This window comes from Nonomuraea sp. N2-4H (assembly GCF_045291505.1).
In the GTDB taxonomy this organism is placed as follows: domain Bacteria; phylum Actinomycetota; class Actinomycetes; order Streptosporangiales; family Streptosporangiaceae; genus Nonomuraea; species Nonomuraea fastidiosa.
On record NZ_CP147987.1, the window covers coordinates 1,238,737 to 1,258,969 of the forward strand.

16 protein-coding genes and 1 pseudogene are annotated in these 20,233 nt (G+C 72.6%); 7 read left to right on the forward strand and 10 right to left on the reverse strand.

Annotated features, from left to right (window positions below):
- Positions 1-14: 14 nt before the first annotated feature.
- Positions 15-1,577 carry an FAD-binding oxidoreductase gene (locus tag WBK31_RS05690; RefSeq protein WP_364067700.1) on the forward strand — a complete coding sequence of 521 codons (1,563 nt, stop codon included), beginning with the start codon at positions 15-17 and terminating at the stop codon, positions 1,575-1,577.
- Between the two features lie 48 nt (positions 1,578-1,625).
- On the opposite strand, the gene WBK31_RS05695 is transcribed toward WBK31_RS05690, so the two are convergent.
- Positions 1,626-1,979 carry a hypothetical protein gene (locus WBK31_RS05695; RefSeq protein WP_406674425.1) on the reverse strand — a complete coding sequence of 118 codons (354 nt, stop codon included), beginning with the start codon at positions 1,977-1,979 and terminating at the stop codon, positions 1,626-1,628.
- A 545-nt stretch (positions 1,980-2,524) separates the two neighbouring features.
- Between WBK31_RS05695 and WBK31_RS05700 the strand changes: the two genes are divergently transcribed.
- The gene (locus WBK31_RS05700; RefSeq protein ID WP_364067434.1) at positions 2,525-3,682 is read left to right on the forward strand and encodes a metallophosphoesterase; all 1,158 of its coding nucleotides are present in this window, start codon (positions 2,525-2,527) and stop codon (positions 3,680-3,682) included.
- 29 nt (positions 3,683-3,711) lie between these two features.
- Positions 3,712-5,278, forward strand: a pseudogene (locus WBK31_RS05705) (bifunctional 3'-5' exonuclease/DNA polymerase).
- A gap of 109 nt (positions 5,279-5,387) precedes the next feature.
- Here WBK31_RS05705 and WBK31_RS05710 read toward each other — a convergent pair.
- From WBK31_RS05710 to WBK31_RS05750, 9 genes are all read right to left on the reverse strand, one after another.
- Positions 5,388-6,656, reverse strand: a complete 1,269-nt coding sequence (locus tag WBK31_RS05710) for an MFS transporter (protein WP_406674426.1) — start codon at positions 6,654-6,656, stop codon at positions 5,388-5,390.
- A gap of 350 nt (positions 6,657-7,006) precedes the next feature.
- Positions 7,007-7,828, reverse strand: coding sequence for an MOSC domain-containing protein (locus WBK31_RS05715; protein ID WP_378784433.1), 822 nt, complete (start codon positions 7,826-7,828; stop codon positions 7,007-7,009).
- Positions 7,825-9,021 carry a Cmx/CmrA family chloramphenicol efflux MFS transporter gene (locus WBK31_RS05720; RefSeq protein ID WP_364067438.1) on the reverse strand — a complete coding sequence of 399 codons (1,197 nt, stop codon included), beginning with the start codon at positions 9,019-9,021 and terminating at the stop codon, positions 7,825-7,827. The genes WBK31_RS05715 and WBK31_RS05720 overlap by 4 nt, the downstream gene beginning before the upstream one ends.
- Positions 9,022-9,073: 52 nt before the next feature.
- Entirely contained in the window at positions 9,074-9,646 is a 573-nt protein-coding gene (locus WBK31_RS05725) for a TetR/AcrR family transcriptional regulator (RefSeq protein ID WP_364067440.1), read from the reverse strand.
- Between the two features lie 41 nt (positions 9,647-9,687).
- Positions 9,688-11,010, reverse strand: a complete 1,323-nt coding sequence (locus WBK31_RS05730) for a hypothetical protein (protein ID WP_406674427.1) — start codon at positions 11,008-11,010, stop codon at positions 9,688-9,690.
- On the reverse strand, positions 10,965-11,915 hold the full coding sequence (locus WBK31_RS05735; protein ID WP_406674428.1) for a serine/threonine-protein kinase: 951 nt from the start codon (positions 11,913-11,915) through the stop codon (positions 10,965-10,967). Before WBK31_RS05735 ends, WBK31_RS05730 begins: the two co-directional genes overlap by 46 nt.
- Positions 11,916-12,150: 235 nt before the next feature.
- The gene (locus WBK31_RS05740) at positions 12,151-13,539 is read right to left on the reverse strand and encodes a DUF1116 domain-containing protein (protein ID WP_378784428.1); all 1,389 of its coding nucleotides are present in this window, start codon (positions 13,537-13,539) and stop codon (positions 12,151-12,153) included.
- Positions 13,540-13,660: 121 nt separating this feature from the next.
- Entirely contained in the window at positions 13,661-15,109 is a 1,449-nt protein-coding gene (locus WBK31_RS05745; protein ID WP_406674429.1) for an FdrA family protein, read from the reverse strand.
- A complete protein-coding gene (locus WBK31_RS05750; RefSeq protein ID WP_364067445.1) occupies positions 15,106-15,972 on the reverse strand; it encodes a DUF2877 domain-containing protein in 867 nt (288 codons plus the stop codon). Before WBK31_RS05750 ends, WBK31_RS05745 begins: the two co-directional genes overlap by 4 nt.
- Positions 15,973-16,102: 130 nt before the next feature.
- Here WBK31_RS05750 and WBK31_RS05755 point away from each other — a divergent pair, with 130 nt between their 5' ends.
- The 4 genes from WBK31_RS05755 (at position 16,103) to WBK31_RS05770 (ending at position 20,120) form a co-directional block, all read left to right on the forward strand.
- Positions 16,103-17,704 carry a PucR family transcriptional regulator ligand-binding domain-containing protein gene (locus tag WBK31_RS05755; protein ID WP_364067446.1) on the forward strand — a complete coding sequence of 534 codons (1,602 nt, stop codon included), beginning with the start codon at positions 16,103-16,105 and terminating at the stop codon, positions 17,702-17,704.
- Between the two features lie 21 nt (positions 17,705-17,725).
- Complete coding sequence (locus WBK31_RS05760; protein WP_364067447.1) at positions 17,726-17,929, forward strand: RNA-binding S4 domain-containing protein; 204 nt, start codon at positions 17,726-17,728, stop codon at positions 17,927-17,929.
- Between the two features lie 148 nt (positions 17,930-18,077).
- Entirely contained in the window at positions 18,078-18,722 is a 645-nt protein-coding gene (locus WBK31_RS05765) for an NYN domain-containing protein (protein ID WP_364067449.1), read from the forward strand.
- A gap of 75 nt (positions 18,723-18,797) precedes the next feature.
- Entirely contained in the window at positions 18,798-20,120 is a 1,323-nt protein-coding gene (locus WBK31_RS05770; RefSeq protein WP_364067450.1) for a solute carrier family 23 protein, read from the forward strand.
- The last annotated feature ends 113 nt before the right edge of the window (positions 20,121-20,233 follow it).

The following is a 20,233-nucleotide window of genomic DNA, read 5'->3' on the forward strand; positions in this document are numbered from 1 at the left end:
TGACTGGAGAACCCATGCTGTGGTCGGGCTGGGGCGACCCGGCCAAGGCCCGCGAGCTGCCGGACCAGGTCAAGAAGCTGCTGGGCGACCTGCTCGGCGTCCGCGCGCCCGTCGCTCCCGCCGCCGCCCTGGAGGAGGTGCGGCTGCCCCCGATCGCCCTCACCGAGGCCCTGCTCGGCGCGCTCGCCGGCGTCGTCGGCGAGCAGCACGTGCTGACCGGGCACGAGGACCGCGTCCGCCACACCCGCGGCAAGTCCACCCCCGACCTGCTGCGCATGCGCGCCGGCGACGGCGGCGACGCCCCGGACGCCGTGGTGCTGCCCGGCTCGCACGACGAGGTGGCCGGGCTGCTGGAGCTGTGCTCGCGCGAGCGGATCGCGGTCGTGCCCTTCGGCGGCGGCACCTCCGTCGTGGGCGGCCTCGCGCCGAGCGGGCGCGACCGCTTCGCCGGGGTCGTCGCGCTCGACCTGCGGCGGCTCGACCGGCTGCGCTCGGTGGACACTGAGTCGATGCTCGCCGACTTCGAGCCGGGCGTGCGCGCGCCCGACGCCGAGCGGCTGCTCGCCGCGCACGGGCTGACGCTCGGGCACTTCCCCCAGTCCTTCGAGTACGCCACGCTCGGCGGCTTCGCCGCGGCCCGCTCGAGCGGCCAGGCGTCCGCCGGATACGGCCGCTTCGACGACATGGTGGCCGGGCTCACCCTGGCCACCCCGACCGGCACGCTCGAACTCGGCCGCGCACCCAAGTCGGCGGCCGGGCCCGACCTGCGCCAGCTCGTGCTCGGCTCCGAGGGCGCGTTCGGCGTCATCACCTCGCTGCGGCTGCGGGTGCGGCGCGCGCCCGCGGAGCGGCGCTACGAGGGGTGGCGCTTCCCTGCGTTCGCCGCCGGGTCGGCCGCCGCGCGGGCGCTCGCCCAGGAGGGGCCGCTGCCGGCCGTGCTGCGGCTGTCGGACGAGACCGAGACGATGGTCGGCCTGGCCGATCCCGAGGCCATCGGCTCCGGCGGTCCCGGCGGCTGCCTCATGATCACCGGGTACGAGGGCGCCGACGTGGAGCCGCGCCGGGCCCGGGCGTCGGCCGTGCTCGCCCGGTACGGCGGCGAGCCGCTGGGCGAGGGGCCGGGCCAGGCGTGGGAGCACGGCCGCTTCTCCGCGCCGTACCTGCGCGACTCGCTGCTCGCCGCCGGCGCGACCGTCGAGACGCTGGAGACGGCCGGCTTCTGGTCGAACCTGCCGCGCCTGTACGACGCCGTCAGGCTCGCCCTGCTCGGCGCGCTCGGCTCGCCGCTGGTGCTCTGCCACATCTCCCACGTGTACGAGACCGGCGCCTCGCTCTACTTCACCGTCGTCGTCGCCCAGGACGGCGAGCCGGTGGCGCAGTGGGAGCGGGCCAAGGAGGCGGTGAACGCGGCCGTCGTCGAGGCAGGCGGCACGATCACGCACCACCACGGCGTCGGCCGCGACCACCTTCAGGCCTACGGGCGGGAGATCGGCCCCGTCGGGGTGCGGATCCTGCGCGCGGTCAAGGAGTCGCTCGACCCCGAGGGCGTGCTCAACCCCGGCGTGCTCATCCCGTAGGCGGCTCCGGCGCGGCACCGGCCGGGTCTACGAGGCCGGCGTATCGGGTCAGGTGTCCTCGCCCGGCCGTATCGCGTCGGCCTCGGCCAGCGCGGCGGCGGCTTCGCTGTAGTGGTGCTCGGCCTCGTACACCGCGGCCAGCGTGTGCAACGAGGCGATGAGCGGCGCGCCGCCGATGGAGCGGGCGACCGCCACCGCCTCCTGCGCCATCGGCAGCGCCTCCGTGGAACGTCCCCATGACAGAAGCTGCCGCGCGGTCGTGCGGAGGCAGCGCACCAGGAGCTCGGTGTGCTCGCGAGGCGACTCGTCGGCCAGCATCCGCGCGCGGGCGATCGCCTCGCGGAAACCGTTGAGCGCGGTGCTTCTGCTCCAGCGCGGCCGGGTTTGCGCGAATGCCAGCAAACCCTCGATGGCCTCTACGCCGGAAGTGCCTTTTCGGGTCGCGTCATCCGGGCCCTTACGGCTCATCGGAGCCTCCCCTCGGCGATCCCAACCGCTTGCTTGGGGGAGGAAGGCTACACCATTGCGAACCTTCTGTGTTCCGTACGGTACGGAGCGTTCAGGTCGCATGGAAGGTAGATCACGGTAAAGATGTGGTCATGGTGGAAGTAGCGGCTGAGCGGGGAAAGCAGCTTTCGTCCCGGGTGTCGGAGGAAGGGGCGGGCTGGGCATGCTCGCAGATTGGGACGTTTCAGCAGCTCAGACCGGATCGCAAGGGCTTCAGCTGGTTGAATCCCGCGACGTTGTGGCGCTCGCGTAACGAGGTGCTCGCGTCCTTGTTCGGCGATCCTTCCGGGCAGGTGCGCAAGCGGTGGATCGAGGCGCAGAAGGCCCGCGGGATTGATCCGGAATTTCGCATCAAGCCGCCTGTCGGGGGAAATTTCTCTTTCCTGTTACTGGGCGATACCGGCGAGGGCGACGCGTCCCAGTACGCCGTTGTTCCGGGCATGCTGAAAGTCGGTTCCGGCACGTCCTTCGCCATCATCGCCAGTGACGTGATCTATCCGACCGGATCCGGCAACGAGTACGGCGACAAGTTCTTCCGTCCGTACCAGGATTACGACGCGCCGATCTACGCGATACCGGGAAACCACGACTGGTACGACGGGCTCGGCGGCTTCATGCGGGTCTTCTGCGACGCCCCGCCGCTCAAGCCCGTGCCGGACAAGGGGCTGCGCGGGCTGCTGTGGCGCAAGCCCGACCCCATCGACGAGGAACGGCTCGCCGAGGCCCGCAAGCTGCGCGGCAGGCCGTCGCAGCAGGCCGAGGGCCAGGCCGCGCAGCCGGGCCCGTACTGGGCGATCGAGAGCGAGAGCCTGCTCATCGTCGGCGTGGACACCGGCATCGGCAACGTCATCGACCGCGACCAGACCGAGTGGCTGCGCCGGGTCTCGCGCGACCCGCGCCCGAAGATCCTGGTCACCGGTAAGCCGATCTACACCGGCAACGAGTACAAGCCCTCACCGCTGGAGGACGGCGGGACCATCGACGACATCGTCCGCGACCCCGCGCACCGCTACGTCGCGGCCATCGGCGGCGACGTGCACAACTACCAGCGCTACCCGGTCAGGCTCGGCGACGGCCGGGTGATCCAGTACGTCGTCTCGGGCGGCGGCGGCGCGTTCATGCACGCCACCCACACCATCGAGCGGGTGGACGTGAACGGCGTGCACGAAGACGACTTCAGGTGCTATCCGCTGCGCGGCGACTCGCTGTCGTTCTACAGCCAGCTCTACGCCCGCAGGCTGCGCATGCCGTGGCTCTACCTGACGCCCGCCGAGGCGGCGTGCATCATGAACGAGCGCATCAAGAACGCCCCGGTCAGAACGCCCACAGGACCGGTGCGCATCACCCGGCGCATGCGCTGGGCGGCGCGGCTGCTCGGCGCCTGGACGTGGCCGCTGCGGCTGCCGGTCGACCGGATGTTCCACCGCTACCTGTCGGAGCTGTCCGACTGGGACACGCCGCCGTTCTTCAAGCAGTTCCTGCACGTCTCGGTGACGCCGCAGGAGCTGACCCTGCGCTGCTTCGCCGCGACCGGCTGCCTGGGGCAGGAGCTGAACCCGCCGCTGGAGGACGAGGTCCGCATCAGCCTGGCGTGCTGATTGTCGGAGCCGTTTGGCACCCTGGTGGCGTGTACGTGGTGCTCGCGGGGGACACGGTGCTGCCGGTCGGCGGCGCGCCGCGCCGTCCCGCCGTCCTGGCCGACGCGGTGCGCGAGCTGGAGGCGGCCGAGTCCCCCCGGTGGGTGTGGGCCGACACGCGCGAGGCGTACCCGCCGCTCATCGAGCGGGGCGTGCGCGTCGGGCGCTGCCACGACATCGCCTTGACCGAGCGGCTGCTGCTCGCCTACGAGGGCCGCCACGACGAGCCGCGCTCGGCCAGGGCCGCCCACGCCAGGCTGCACGGCCTGCCGGTGCCCGACGAGCGGCCGAGCGAGCCCGGCACGCTGTTCGCGCCCGAGCCGCCGTCGGCCGAGCTGGTCGCCGAGGTGCTCGACGACCAGTTCAGGCGCATCGCCGCGCTGCCGGAGCCGGGCCGGTTCCGGCTGCTGGTCGCGGCCGAGTCCGCGGGCGCGCTGGTGGCGGCCGAGATGTCCCACGAGGGCATGCCGTGGCGCAAAGACGTCCACGACGCGCTGCTGACCGAGCTGCTCGGGCCGCGTCCCGTCCACGGCATGCGGCCGGCCAAGCTGCAGGCGCTGGCCGACGAGGTGGCGGCGGCGTTCGGCCATCCGGTCAATCCCGACTCCGCGCAGCAGCTCATCAAGGCGTTCAAGGGCGCGGGCATCTCGCTCAAGACCACCAGGTCGTGGGAGCTGAAGCAGATCGACCATCCGGCCGTCGCGCCGCTGCTGGCGTACAAGGAGCTGGCGCGGCTGCACAGCGCGCACGGCTGGGCGTGGGCCGACCAATGGGTGCATAAAGGCCGGTTCCGGCCCGAATACGTGGTCGGCGGCGTGGTGTCGGGCCGGTGGGCCACCAACGGCGGCGGCGCGCTGCAGATCCCGAAGGCGATGCGGCGGGCGGTGCTGGCCGACGACGGGTGGGTGCTGGTCGTGGCCGACGCCGCCCAGCTCGAGCCGCGAGTGCTCGCCGCGATGGCCGGCGACGGGCGGCTCGCCGAGGCGGCGGGGGAGATCGACCTGTACTCCGCGCTGGCGAAGTCGTTCGGCGGCGAGCGGGCGCACGCCAAGATCGCGATGCTGTCCGCCATGTACGGCGGCACCAGCGGCGACGCCTCCCGGCTGCTCGCCGTCATGCGGCAGCGCTTCCCCAAGGCGTACCAGTTCGTGGAGGACGCGGCCAAGGCGGGGGAGGAGCCGGCTCGTACGCTCCTGGCTCGGCCGCACCTGCCCGCCGCCGTCCGCGCGGTGGAAGGAGCTGGTCGCAGGGCCCGAGGGCGCGCGGGCGGCCCGCGACCGCGGCCGCTTCACCCGCAACTTCGTGGTGCAGGGCACGGCAGCCGAGTGGGCGCTCGCGCTGCTCGCCGTGCTGCGCGGGCGGCTGCCCGAGCCGGCCAGGCTGGTGTTCTTCCAGCACGACGAGGTGATGGTCCACTGCCCCGCCGAGCAGGCCGAGGAGGTCACGGCGGCGGTCGGGGTGGCGGCGGCCGAGGCGACCAGGCTGCTGTTCGGGCGGACGCCGGTGCGCTTCCCGATGGAGGCGGTCGCCGTCTCCTGCTACGCCGACGCCAAGTGACACCCCGGCCGCATCGTCGCGGATACCGCCTCAGCCCGTCTGGGCCCGCAGCCGGAGGGTGCGCGGTGCGGGCCCAGGGTGCGGTGCGGGCTCAGGGTGCGGTGCGGGCTCAGGGGGCGGTGCGGCGACGTACGGCGAGCAGCCAGAGGCCCGACAGCCCGGCCATGACGGCGACGACCAGCCCGAGCACGCCGTAGCCGAGCAGGCCCACGATGGCGCCCGCGACGATCGTGCCGGTGGCGCCGCAGACGTTCATCAGCAGGTCGGACAGGCCCTGGACGGCGGTCCGCCGCTCCAGCGGCACCGACTCGCTGACCAGCGCCGAGCCCGCCACCAGCCCGCACGACCAGCCGAGTCCGAGCAGCACCAGCGCCGCCGTCACCTGCCACACGCGGTGCCCGGCGGTGCCCGCCAGCGCGGCGGCGCTCACCAGCAGGGCCATGCCGAGCACCAGCACCGGCACCTTGCCCGCCTTGTCCGCCAGCCAGCCGACGACCGGCGACAGCACGTACATGCCGGCGATGTGCAGGCTGATCACCAGGCCGATGACGTCGAGGTTCGAGCCGTCGTGGTGCAGCTTGACCGGGGTCATCGACATGACCGACACCATGGCCGTGTGGCTCACCGCGATCATGACGAGGGCGTGGCGGGCCATCGGGGTGGTGCGCAGCGCCTGCAGGCCGGTGCGGATCATGCCCCGGCGCTTGCCGCCTTCCTCGCGGGTGCCGTGCAGCTCGCGGGCCAGCGCGAGCGGGTCAGGACGCAGCATCCCCAGTACGACGACCAGCGCCAGCCCGAAGGCCAGCGCCGCGAACGCGAACGGCCCCGCCTTCTCCACCAGCCCGAGCCCCACGCCGAGCTCGTCGGCGGGCTCGGCGAGATTGGGACCGGCGACCGAGCCGATGGTCGAGGCCCACACCACCAGCGACAGGTGCCGGGCCGAGCGGTCGCGCGGCGACAGGTCGGTGGCCGAGTAGCGGGCCGCCAGGTTCGCCGCGCTGCCGCCGCCGACCAGCACCAGCCCGGCCAGCAGCAGCGGCCACGTACGCAGGCTGATCGCCAGCACCGAGACCAGGCAGCCGGCCAGCGCGGCGAAGTACGCGAGCGACAGCCCGGCCCGCCGCCCGCCACGGCCCGCCGCCCTGGCGGTGGGCAGCGCGAGCAGCGCCGCGCCGAGCACCGTGGCCGTGCCCGCGAGCCCGCTGATCACCGTCGAGCCCGACAGCTCGTCCACCACGACGGAGCTGAGCGCGAGCCCGACGGCGACGCCCACGCCGCCCACGATCTGCGACGCCGAGAGCACCGCCAGCGTGCGGCGCTGGATGCGGACGATCCGCTCGGGAAGGGGTGCGGTGGATTGTGTGGGGGCACTGGTCACGCGTGAAGTCTCGCATAACCCCTAACAACACCCCATAGGGGACAGTGCGCCTCTTTCCGGCGGATGCCCGGCCCAGGCCGAGCGCGCCTCTTGCGGGGCGGGTGTGCCGCCGTGCCGGCCGCGCCTCCTGCGGGGCGGGTGTCCACCGTGCCGGCCGCGCCTCCTGCCGGGCGGGTGTGCCGCCGTGCCGGTCGCGTCTTCTGCCGGGCGGGTGTGCCGCCGTGCCGGTCGCGTCTTCTGCCGGACGGATGCGCCGCCGCGCCGATTGCGCCTTTTGCCGGGCGGATCCACTTGCCGGGCGGATCCACCGGCTCGCCGAGCAGACGGGGCTGGGCGGATCCGCCACCGTGTCAGAGGATCGTCACCGGGTCGCCGACGGCGATGTGACCCGGGCCGTCCGGGATGATGTTGACGCCGAACCAGACCTTGCCGTCCCGCTTGCGGTAGCGCGACAGCGTCCTGATCGGCTCCTTGCCCTTGTCGCAGGTGTCGGGGTCGATGGTGGTGAGCACGCACCGCGCGCACCCCTTGACGGCCCGGAACTCCACCTCGCCGATGCGCAGCCGCTTCCACTCGTCCTCGGCGAACGGCTCTAACGGCATCCCGTCGACCACCACGTTCGGCCGGAACCTGCGCATGGTCAGCGGCGCGGGCGGCTCCTCACCGCGTTCGAGCGCGTCCTCGGTGATCCAGTCGTTGAGCCTGGCGAGCGAGGCCGCCGAGGTGAGCAGCAGCGGGAAGCCGTCGGCGAGGCTGACCCGATCGTCCGGCCGCCCGTAGTCCGGGTCGACGGGACGACGACGGGGGTCGTCCAGCCACTTGAGCCGCACCGGCCGTCCGACCAGAGCCGTCAGCCACGCGGCGGCGTCCTCGCCGCAGTCGGTGAGCTCCACCTCGCGCCCCCACAGGGTGACGGGGGAGAGTGCGGCGGGGGATGGGGTCACGGTCAGCGGCTCGGCGTGCGGCCCCGTCAGCGTGAGCGTGTCACCGTCGAGCAGGGGGACGATGGACAGCAGCCGCGGCTCGACGCGGGCGGTCAGGGTGCGGCCGTCGGCGTCGGCGATGAGGTAGCGGCGGTCGCCGGCCAGCCCCCACGGCAGCACGTCGGCCTCGCTCACCTCATGACCCGTGGTGGATTTGACGGGATAGTACGAGATGCTCGCCAGCTTCATACGGCAGACCGTATCTCCACCTCAGGCGATTGCCGAAGGGGGTTTTCGCGGCGCTCCAGGGCCGCCGACAGCGCGGCCGCGGCGAGGGCGGCGACGCCGATCGCGGCGCCGATCCAGGCGACCGAGGCGTACCCGAGCCCGGCGTCGATCGCCAGGCCGCCTGCCCAGGGCCCGGCGGTGATGCCGACGTTGAAGGCGGAGACGTTGAAGGCGGCGGCCAGCGTGGGCGCGCCCTTGGCCAGCGCGAAGGGGCGGGCGTTCAGCGCCGGGTTGGTGCTGAAGCCGAACGCGCCGAGCAGGAAGACCAGCGGGATCGCCAGCACGGCGACGCCGGCGGACAGCCACAGGGCGGCCGAGGTGAGCACGAGACCGGTGATGCCGGCGAACAGCAGCGGGAACGGCCGGGCATCGCCGATCCTGCCGCCCAGCGTGATGCCGATCAGCGAGCCGACGCCGTACAGGCCGAGCACCACGGGCACCCAGACCTCGTCCAGGCCGGTGACGTCGGTGAGCAGCGGGCTCAGGTAGCTGAAGCAGGCGAGCAGCGCGCCGGTGCTCAGCGCGGTGATGCCGTAGGCGAGCAGGACCCGCGGCCTGGCGATCGCGCGCAGCTCGGTGGCCGCGCTCGGGGCGTCGTCCGCGTCGGGGCGGCCTCCGGGGATGGTGGCGAGCACGCCGATCGCGGCCAGCACCGTCAGCCCGGCGACCGCCCAGAACGCCGCACGCCAGCCCATGTGCTGGCCGATCAGCGTGCCCGCGGCCAGGCCGACGACGGTGGCCACGGTGAGCCCGCCGGCCAGCACGCTCATCGCCTTGACGCGGGAGGTGGCCGGCACCAGGCCGATCGCGGTGGCGGCGGCCACGGCCCAGAAGCCCGCGTACACGAAGGCGCCGATCACGCGGGTGGCGAACAGCACGGCGTAGTCGGCGGTCAACGCGCCCGCCACGTGGGACAGCGCGAAGATCGCGAGAAACGTGAGCAGTACCGTACGGCGCGGCATCCGGAGCGTGGCGACGGCCAGCAGCGGCGCGCCCACCAGCATGCCGATGGCGAACGCCGAGATCAGCAGGCCCGCCTCCGGGATGGACACGCCGAGGTCGGTGGCCATACCGGGCAGCAGCCCGGCCAGCATCAGCTCGGACGTGCCCTGCGCGAAGATCGACAGGCCGAGGATATAGATGGCCAATGGCATGGCTACCTCCTTCATTTTGAATTGATCAGTACAAAAACCGGGCATGAAAAAATCAGAAGACGCTCAGCGCGACGTTCGCCGTCGATTCGAGCGTCTGCTTGTCGGCGCCGGCCCGCGCCATCACCCGCAGGCCGTTGACCGTGGCGGCGACGAAGCGGGCCAGCGCCAGCGGATCATGCCCCGAGTCCACCTCGCCGCGCGTGCGCGCGGCCTCGATGCCGGACCTGAGCAGCTCTATGCGCTTGGCGTTGTCGTGGCGCAGCAACGCGGCGATCTCGGGGTCGCGGGGGCCGAGCTCGATGCTGGCGTTGACCACCATGCAGCCGGCTGGTTCGTCGGGGGCGGGCTCGACCGCCCACCAGAGCACGGTCTTGACCTTCTCCTTGATCGGCAGGTCGCTGTCCATCAGCTCGGCGAGCGATCGGTTGTGCACGTCCATGTAGTGGCGCAGCGCGCGCATGAACAGATCGTGCTTGCTGGCGAACGTGTTGTAGATGCTGCTGCGGCCGAGGCCGGTCGCGGCGCACAGGTCCTGCGTCGAGGTGGCCTCGTAGCCCGCGTTCCAGAACGCGCGCATCGCCGCCTCGATCGCCTTGTCCTCCTCGAACTTCCTCGGCCGTGCCATGCACCGCATGCTACCGGTTTTGGACTGATCGATGCAATACGTCAGGCGACGGGCTGGAACGTGTCCAGGAACACCTTCCGCGTCGCCGCCTGCTCGTCCCACCGCAGATCGGGCAGGTCGAACGTGATCTTGTGGGCCAGCTCGGTGCCGAGCGCGGCGTACCTGACCAGGGCGTGCATGGGGACGCCCTGGTCCGTGGTGTAGGTGTACTCCCAGTCGGCGGCCGGAGTGCCCCGGTACTTCACGGCCTGCAGGCGCACCTGGATGTAGTTCTCCCTGCCGCCCTCGGCCTCCAGCTTGCCCAGCTCGGCCACCCCGCCGTCGGGCTGCGGGACGGCCTTCTCGACCACGATCCGCATGTTCGAGTCCTTCGGCCCGCTGAACGTGGCCACGCCGCCCGCCACCGACAGCTTCCAGTCCTGCGGCACGGCGGCGGTGAACCTGGGGCCGGCGTGCTCCTTGTAGCCGTTCGGCACCGGAGACGGCCGGCCCGCTTGTGCGGCGGTGCTCGCGGCCGACGGCGCGGCGGACACCGGGGCCTCGCCGGAGCCGCCGGTCAGGACGACCGCGAGGGCCCCCGCGACGACGGCCACCGCCGCCACGGAGCTGCCGATCGCCAGCGGCGTCGGGCGGCCGCCGCGCATCCACAGCCCCTCGTCGTCCTCTCGCCTGCGCCGGCTCTTGCCGGTACGCGGCTCGACCGGCGGCAGCGATGTCAGGCTGCCCTTGCTGACCTCGGCGCTGATGTTCCTGGACAAGTCGGCCAGGTCGTCGGGCGTGGGCAGCGGCCACGGAGCGGCGCCCGAGGTGCGGCTGTCGGTGGTGAGGGGGAGTATCGGCTGCGGGCGCGGGCCGCTGCCGCCGTCGAGGTCGTCGTCGAAGTCGCGGGCCGGGGGAGTCGGGGGCGGCGGCGCGCCGAACGGCTGCTGCTGCGGTCCCGACGCCCCGAACGGAGGTTGCTGCGGTCCCGACGCGCCGCCCAGGGAGTCGTAGGGGCCGGACGAGCTTGCGAGGGAGTCGTACGACGGCGCGGACGATCCGCCGAGGGAGTCGTACGACGGCGCGGACGGGCTGCTGAGCGAGTCGTACGACGGCGCGGACGAGCCCCCGGCCGAGGTGTAAGGACCGGACGAACTCGCCAGGGAGTCGTATGGCCCGGACGCGCTCGAAGGATACGGCCCCGACGAGCCGGCCAGTGAGTCATAGGTGCCGGGTGCGTCGCCGGTGGCGGGCGGCTGCGGCAGCCGGTCGGTACGGTGGCTGCCCGACGGGCTCGTCATCCCCTCGTACGGCATCGAGTGCCCGCCCGACGGGCTGCTCACAGGGTCGTACGGCACCCGCACGGGCCCCGACGGCGTCTCCACGATGCGCGAGGGCAGCGGCCCGGACGGCGGCTCCAGCGGCGGCAGCAGGCCGGCGTGGAGTCGGTCGGGCTCGGCAGCGTCTCCGGCGTACGCGGCCGCGGCGCGCCGTGCGCGCGCAGCACCGCCTCCAGCATCTCCATGACCTGGTCGACGGTCAGCCGCTCGGCCGGGTTCTTACGCAGCAGGCCCTCGATCACCGGCCGCAGCGCGCCCGCTCGCTGCGGCTTGGTCGGCTCCTGGGTCAGCACCGCGCCGAGCACCGCCACCGGGTCCGGCCCCTCGTACGGCGGCCGCCCCTCGACCGCGGTGTACAGGGTCGCGCCGAACGACCACAGGTCGGCGGCGGGACCGATCGGCTGGCCCGACAGCCGCTCCGGCGGGATGTACGCGGGCGAGCCCATGAGCAGGCCGGTCTGCGTGATCGTCACATCGCCCTCGATGGCCGCGATGCCGAAGTCGGTCAGCACCACCCGGTCGGAGGTCAGCAGCACGTTGCCGGGCTTGATGTCGCGGTGCAGGATGCCCGCCGCGTGCGCGTGCCTGAGCGCGTCGAGCACCCGGATGCCGATCTCGGCCGCCTGGACCACCGGCAGCGGGCCGCTCTGGCGTACGGCCTGCTCCAGCGACCACGCGCGCACCAGCTCCATCACGATCCAGGGCCGGCCGTCCTCCTCGACCACGTCGTGCACGGTGACGATGCCGGGATGCGTGAGCCGCCCGGCCGACCTGGCCTCGCGCAGCATGCGCCGGTGCGCGATCTGCCTGCCCGCGTTGTCCAGCCCGTACGGCAGGATCAGCTCTTTGACCGCGACGTCACGGTCGAGCAGCACGTCATGGGCGTGCCACACCATGCCCATGCCGCCCCTGCCCACGGGCGACAACAACCGGTAACGCCTGCCGATCAAGCGTCCCTGGCTCTGCGGAGCGCCGCCTCCCGTGGTGCCCCCGTCTGGGCCGGGTCCGCTGAGCAAGCGGTCGGCTGCCATCTTCCGCCCCCATCTCGCCTCATCCGTCACGTGCGTTCTTCACGCTACTTGCAGATTATGGAGGATCGTCACGATATCGGCGGTAAATGAACAAGGGAAGGCGAGGCGCGCTGACACCATTCCTGACATGCGGAAATATCAGTAATAAAATGGATCACTTACGCATATCGGACAGCGCGTGGAGCGCTCTCACAAAGGCCTCGACGGGCGGCTCGACCAGGCCCGCGCCGACCTGCCCCGTGCCCGCGACCCGGCCCGCGATCCCCGTGTTGACCACCGGCAACAGCCCTGTCCGGGCCACCAGCGCGACGTCGATGCCGACCGGCGTGCCGCGGAAGCCGAGACCGGGGATCTGGTAGACGGGATGCTCGGCGAGCGTGATCTCGTACATCGAGCGCGTGGCCCGCACCGCGTCCGCCACCTCGCCGCCCACGAACCGCACGATCGCCGGCGCCGCCGCCATCGCGAAACCGCCCAGTCCCGACGTCTCCGTGATCGTCGAGTCGCCGATGTCCGGATTAGCGTCTTCGGGGCCGTACGTACCGAGATAGAGCCCATGCGGCACCCCCGCGGGCCCGGTGAACCAGCGCCCGCCCAGCCCCGAGACCTGCACCCCGAAGTCGGTGCCGTTGCGCGCCATCGCCACCACCAGCGACGAGCCGGGCACGTCGCGGGCGGCGTCGGTGCTCACCTTGGCCGCGGCCATGCCCGCGTTCAGGAAGAAGTGGTCGTTGCCGTTGATGAAGCGCAGCACTTCGGCAGCCTCGCCGGGCGCCGCCTCCACGATCGCCGGGGCCAGCTCGCGCAGCAGCAGCGAGGTGGCCGCGCGGTTGCGGTTGTGCAGCTCGTCGCCCATCTGCAGGGCCTGCGCGATCAGCGCGCGCAGGTCGATCGGCCCCGTACGCTCAAGCGCCCCCGCCAGCGCCGGGCCCAGCACCTGGTCCATCCAGCGCAGCCGGTCGAGCACCTCGGGTCCGTACGCGCCGTAGCGCAGCACCTTGCCCAGGCCCTCGTTGAGCGAGCAGTACGCGGTGCCGCCGTGCTCGGCGTCGCGCACCTCGAACAACCACATCGACGGGCTCACCACGCCCGCCATCGGGCCGACCGCGCCGTGCTCGTGGCAGGGGCGCAGCTCGACCGCGCCCGCCGCCAGCCGGTCCGCCGCGTCCTCCTCGTCGGCGGCGAGACCTTCGAGCAGCATCGCACCGATCAGCGCGCCGCGCATCGGCCCCGACGCCCGCTCCCACGTGATGGGCGGGCCCGCGTGCAGGAACACGCCGGGTTCGAGGACCCCCGACGCCCGCCGCACGCCCACCAGGTGCGGGCGGGCGGACGTCAGCCGCCCGACGGCCACCGCGTTGGCCTCCTGCCTGCGCGGATCGGCGAGCACCCGGGCCAGCGCCTCGGCGGTGCCCGGCAGCGGCGGACGCCACGCGACCGGTGTCGTCGGCACGGCCTGTGCGCGCAGCGCCTCGTCGAGCAGCCCCGCCCCGACGGTGATGACGCGGGGCGGCCCGTCGAGCAGGCGCGGCTGAGCTGTCATGACAGGCTCCCGGCGAGAAGGACGGCGCGGGCCCGCCCGCGCCGTGCGGGCGCACTCCCGGCGTGGCGGGCGGTTCGCGGGCTCACGGCGGGCTTCCTGATGCGGCGGGCGGTTCGCGGGCTCACAGCAGGCTCCTGGCGTGGCGGGCGGCCTGGGCGTTGGAGACGAAGACCGACGCGCCCGCCTCGCGGAACGCCTGCGCCTGCCGGTCCACATCCTGCGGGTCGCCCCGGGTGCCGATCAGGGCGATCACCACCGTGGCCGGCGTACGGGCGATCGCGGGCGCGAGCGAGGCCGCCGGGTCAGGGTCGGCGCCGTGGCCGAGGACGACGTCCATGAGCACCACGTCCGTCTCCACAGCCCGGGACAGGGTTTCCACGCGCAGCGTCGGGTCGATCATCGGGTGGGCGCGGCCCCTGGTGTAGGCGTCGTCGCCGAAGTCCACGAAGTCGCCGGTGCCGGCGAGCAGCGCGGCCTCCGCGCTCAGCGTGCCGCCGGCGTACAGGCCCTTGAGCGTTTTGGCGGCGGGGCGCGGGCCTGGCTCCGCGAGCCAGGCGGGCCACTCGGGGACGGCCCTGCCGAGCGCCCGCAGCACCTCCTCGGCAGCCCCAGTCAGATCAGGCGCTGTGGGGTCCGGCGCTGTGGGGTCCGGCGCTGTGGGGTCCGCCGCCGCGGGGTTCGCCGCCGCGGGGCCCGCCACTGCGGAGCGCGACGCCGCATCGGGGCGGTTCACGCCGAGAAGCGCGCGTACGACCGGCGTGCGCAGCGGTAGTTCCGCCACCGAGCGCGCCACCTCGGGCGATGGCGGCTTGGAGACGAGCACGATGAGCTCGGTGGCCGGGTCGTCGTCGAGCATGCGCAGGGCGCGCCGCGTGGACAGGCCGCCCACCTCGGCCGACAGGTCCCTGCCGCCCACGCCGAGCACGTGGCTCACGCCCACGCCCGCCCAGTCGAGCAGCGACGTCACCTGCTGCGCCCCCGTGCCGGACGCGGCCACCACGCCGACGGGGCCCGGCGACAGCACGTTCGCGAAGCCCAGCCCGGCGCCGGCGATCACGGCGGTGCCGCAGTCAGGGCCCATGACCAGCACGTCCTTGGCCTCGGCCAGCTCCTTCAGCCGCCGCTCCTGCTCGACGGGGACGCCGTCGCTGAAGATCATGACGGGCAGTCCGGCCTCGACGGCGTCCAGCGCCTCGAAGAAGGCGTACTCGCCGGGCGTCGAGACCAGCACCAGGCCGGCGGGTTCGCGGGCGGCGGCCGAACGGGTGGTCAGCGGCGGCTGCTCCGAAGCCGCCGTCCCGGCCGGCTGCGCCGTCGCCGTGAGCAGCCGCTCCGCCTCCTCGACGGCCGGGCCCGCGTCGTCGGCGCGTACCGCGATCACCAGGTCGGACGGCCCCGCGTCCGGCACCTGGAAACCCATGTCGCGCAGGATCGAGACGTTGAGCTCCGTCGCCATCGCGACCATGCCGGCCGTCACGCCGGGCAGCTCCGACAGGGCGCGGCTGACCCGCATGAGCGTCACCGAGTCGTGGTAGGCGCCCCGCCGTACCAGCACCACCGGCTCGCTCATCCCGCCGCTCCCGAGGAGGCCGCGAGCGACAGCACGGTGCGCGCGCCGATACCGATGCCCTGCGCGAGGTCCGCGCCGGAGGTGTGGCCGAGCCGGTACAGGCGGCGCAGCGCGGGCGCGAGCGCCTGCCGCCCGGCCAGGCCGCGCAGCACGGCGAGCACCTCGGGGCTTGCCTCGCCCCTGGCCGCGCAGTGCAGCAGCGTGGCGGAGATCGGTGTCGTACGGGTGCGGGCGTCGTACGTCACGGTCGCCGCCAGCCAGTCCGCCAGCCACACGGCCCGCCCCGCGCCCGCCGCCCCGCCCAGGTGCCGCAGCGCCACCAGCAGCCCGGCGAGCACGTCGTCGCCGCTCGGCGTCAGCCCGGGACCCAGCCCGACGAGCCGCTCGGCCGCCGTCACCGCGCCGAGCAGCCACCCCTTCGCGCAGCTCTCGGCCAGCAGCTCAACGGAGGCGTCACCGGCCAGCCCGGCGCCGGGAGGGTCGGTCAGCTCGTCTGCGGCCCGCGCCAGCAGGTCGCGGTCCAGCGGGGCCAGGGGCGGCGACGGATCCCACCACCGGCGTACGGTCAGGCTCAGCGGGCCCAGCTCGATCGCCCGGTCGCCCACCGCCGCGTCGTCACCCATCGTGAGGTTCGGCAGCGGGCCGGCCAGCACCACGGAGTTCGGCAGCCGGGTGGCCTCACCCGTGATCACCGCGATCACCGACGGTTCCGCCTCGGTCCTGACCTCCAGGTAGACGCCCTGGGAAAAGGCCGCGAGCACCCGCGCGGGGCGCCGCTGGGACTCCAGCAGCGCGCGCACCGCCGTGCTCGCCGCGCCCGTGACGTGCACGCGGGTACGCCGCGCATGAGTACTGACGGTCACCTGACCTCCCAACCGACCTTGGAAGTGACCGTAGAACGGCGGCCGGAACCCTCCGTACGGGTAAATTTGCCAACAGTGAGCGGGAAGGTTGGCTCTTCCTGACAGACGGCCGCCGCGTCACAATCAGCTCATGGAGCCCCCCGTCCGCCTCGCCAGCACCGGCACGATCATCCACGGCGTATCCGTCGGGGAGGTGCTCGGCGCCTCCACCCTCGCGGGCGCGCGGCTGATCGCGGGCGAGAGCGGGCTCGGCCGCATCGTGCAGCGGCTCAACGTCATGGAAGTGCCCGACATCCTGGCCTGGGTCAAACCGCACGAGCTGCTGCTCACCACCGGCTACCCGCTGCGCAACACGCCGCAGTCGCTCGGCAGGCTGGTGGCCGACCTCGACGAGCGCGGGCTGTCCGCGCTGGCCATCAAGCTCGGCCGGTACGTCGACGAGCTGCCCGACGAGATGGTCGAGCAGGCCGACAGGCTCGGCTTCCCCCTCATCCTGCTGCCCAACGACGTCGGCTTCGACGACATTCTCAACCAGGTGCTGACCGACATACTCAACCGGCAGGCCGCCGTGCTCGCCCGCGCCGAGGAGGCGCACCGGGCGCTCGTGCAGGTGGTCCTGGCCGGGGGCGGGCTCAACGAGGTCACCGCCGAGGTGGCCCAGCTCCTCGACGCGGCGGTGGCGGCCGTCGACGGCACCGGCCGCGTGCTGGCCACCGCCGGGCCGCCCGAGCACGTGACGGTGCTGCGCGAGTCGATCACCCACGAGGGCCCGCCCGCCTCGTCGCAGCCAGGACGGACGCGCTCGTTCGCGGCCGCACCGGTGCTGGCCGGCGGCCACCACCACGGCAGGATCGTCGCCTACAGCCCGTCCGGGGCGATCAGGGACGGCGACATCGGCATACTCGAACGCGCCGCCACCGTCGCCGCGCTCGTCGTCACCCGGCAGGAGGCGGTCAACGCCGTCGAGAGCAAATACCGCGCCGACTTCCTGCGCGACGTGCTCACCGGGCGGGCCGGCACCGCCGAGCGGGTCACCTCACGGGCGCGCGCGTTCGGCTGGAACCTCGCCCGCCCCGTCACCGTCCTCGTGGCCGAGCTCGACCCCGACGGCGACGAGCGCAGCGCCCAGGACCGGCTCGTCGCCTGCTGGACCGCCGCCATCAGGCGGCACGATCCAGAAGGCGCGGTCGCCGGGTTCTCCCACGAGGTCGTGGCCGTCGTGGACGCCTCGCTGGACGCCGTCAGGATCGCCAAGGACGCCGCCTCCGCCTTCGCCGACGTGCCGCCCGCCACCTTCTCCACCGGCACGTCGCGGCCCAGCCCGGGGGCGGAGACGCTGCCCGAGGCGTACGCGCAGGCGCTCAAGGCGGCCCGCGTCGGCCGCCAGCTCCACGGCCCGGGAGCGGTCGCCCACTTCGACCAGCTCGGCGTCTACCGGCTGCTGTCGCTCGTCAACGACACCGACGAGCTGCACGCGTTCGTCCGCGAGACGCTCGGTCCTCTCGCATCCGACGACGACGCCGAGAACGCCGATCTGCGCCGCACCCTCCAGGTCCTGCTGGAGACCAACCTCAACGTCGCCGAGACCGCCCGCCGGCTGCACTTCCACTACAACACCTTGCGCTACCGCATCGGCAAGCTCGAACGCCTGCTCGGCACCTTCACCGACGACCCCCACCTGCGGCTCAACCTCACCCTGGCCCTGCACGTGCTGCGCATGCGCGGCATCTGACGCCGTCTAGGCTGGTCGGTCGTGGACTTCGAACTGCGCGACGACTACATCCCGCTGTGCGACCTGCTGAAATACTGCGGGATCACCGAGACGGGCGGCATGGCCAAACAACTCATCGCCGAGGGCCTGGTGAAGGTGGACGGCGAGGTCGAGCTGCGCAAACGCGCCAAGATCCGCTCCGGTCAGGTGGTCAGCGGCGACGGGTTCTCGATCCGCGTGGCGTAACGGCTCAGGCGTTCACGAAAAGTCATCACGTCATTACTCGCCGTTTACTAGCATCGGTGCCGCAAAAGAAACGGCCCCCTGAAGGGGGCCGTAAAGCCCGGGACGTGAGTGCCGGGCGTTCTTGACTCCATGCTAGGAGATAGTGGCTGTGCGTGACAAGCCGAATGGCACCGGCGGGCGTGTGGGCGTCTACATCGACGGATTCAACCTGTACTACGGGCTCAAGCGACTGAGCCGCCGTCGCGATCTCTGGCTCGACCTCGCCGGGCTCGCCGGCGACCTGCTGCGCGACGGACAGTCGCTGCAGCGCATCTGCTACTTCACCGCCATCGTGCGCAACGACCGGCAGGCGGCGGCGCGCCAGCGCGTCTACCTGGCCGCCGTGCGGAGCCGGGGCGTCGAGGTGGTGCTGGGGCGCTTTCAGGAACGACCCATCCAGTGCCGCGAGTGCGGCTGGATATGGCGCTCGTATGAGGAGAAGAAGACCGACGCCGCCATCGCCAGCTTCATGGTGGCGGACGCGGCGCTCGACCTGGTCGACGTGGTGCTGCTCATCTCCGCCGACACCGACCTCTGCGCCCCGATCGAGAAGATCCGGGCGATCGACGACCTGAGGGGGAGCAAGACCAGGATCGTCAGCGTGTTCCCGCCGGGCAAAGGCGCCGACGGGCTGCGCAGGTGCAGCGACGCCTGGTTGCCGCTCGGACAGGCGCTCATCCGCCGCTGGCAGCTTCCCGACGTGCTGCGCGGGCCGGATGGGGCGGAATATCGGCGCCCGGCGTACTGGAATTAAGGCGCACCCTCTATTGTGCTCTGCGACATATCTACGTGGAGTACCCGCTGGTCAGGCGGAGATTGAGGTGCGGGCGTGGCGTTGGGGTGGAAGGTGCACGGCGATGGCAAGCGCCTGACGCCGGGTGAGGTGGTCAGGCCGGACGAGCGGCTGAGCTGGCCCAGGATGGTGGGCATCGGTGCGCAGCACGTCATCGCGATGTTCGGTGCGACGTTCGTGTTCCCGCTGGTCATGGGGCTGGATGCGAACCTGGCCGTGATGATGTCGGGCGTCGCGACGATCCTGTTCCTGCTGATCGTCAAGGGCAAGATCCCGAGCTACGTGGGGTCGAGCGCGTCGTTCGTGGGCGCGGTGGCCGCGATCAGGGCGGCGGGCGGCGACGACGCGACCGTCACCGGGGCGCTGCTCGCGGTCGGGGTGGTGCTCGCGGCCTGCGGGTACGCGATTCACAAGCTCGGCGTCGGCATCCTGCACCGGGTGTTCCCGCCCATCGTCACCGGCGGGGTGGTCATGCTGATCGGGTTCGGCATGGCGTACGTGGCGGCCGACGTCTACTGGCCGAAGGACCCGTGGGTGGCGCTGCTGACGATGGCGGCGACGTTCGTGTTCATCGGGGTGTTCCGCGGCTTCCTCGGCCGGATCGGGGTGCTGCTCGGCCTGATCTTCGGGTTCGTGCTGTCGTATGTGTGGGACGTCGTCGGCGGGAAGATCACCGCGCCGGACGACAGCGGCCAGGTCACCGAGCACTTCCGGGTGAATCTCGACGCGGTGGCGCAGGCCGACTGGGTGGGGCTGCCGTCGTTCCACGGGCCGGTGTTCGAGGCGTCGGCGATCGTGCTGGTGCTGCCGGTGGTGATCGCGCTCATCGCGGAGAACGTCGGGCACGTCAAGGCCGTGGGCGAGATGACCGGCGCGGACGTGGACGCCTACATGGGCCGGGCGGTGATGGCCGACGGCGTGGGCACGGTGGTGGCGACCTCGGTCGGCGGCTCGGCGACGACCACGTACGCGGAGAACATCGGCGTGATGGCGGCCACCAAGGTCTACTCGACGGCGGCGTACTACATCGCGGCGGTCATCGCGATCCTGTTCGGGCTCTGCCCGAAGTTCGGCGCGCTCATCGCGGCCACGCCGGGCGGCGTGCTGGGCGGGGTGACGACCATCCTGTACGGCATGATCGGCCTGCTGGGCGCGAAGATCTGGATCGAGAACCGGGTGAATTTGTCGGACCCGGGCAACCTGGTGCCCACGGGCGCGGGCATCATCTGCGCGGTCGGCCCGGTGGCGTTCCCGATCACGGACACGTTCGCGCTGAGCGGCATCGCGCTCGGCACGATCGTGCTGCTGGTCGGCTACCACCTGCTGCGCGCCGTGCGCAGGGAGCCCGTCTCCTCGTAGACGACCCCTGACATCCCTCTCATGACACCCCTCACAGGGCGGGCCGGCGCATGTGCGCGATGTTGGCTCTGGTCGGCGGGGCAGATTTGGCAGATCATGCCCGTGTGGGTACG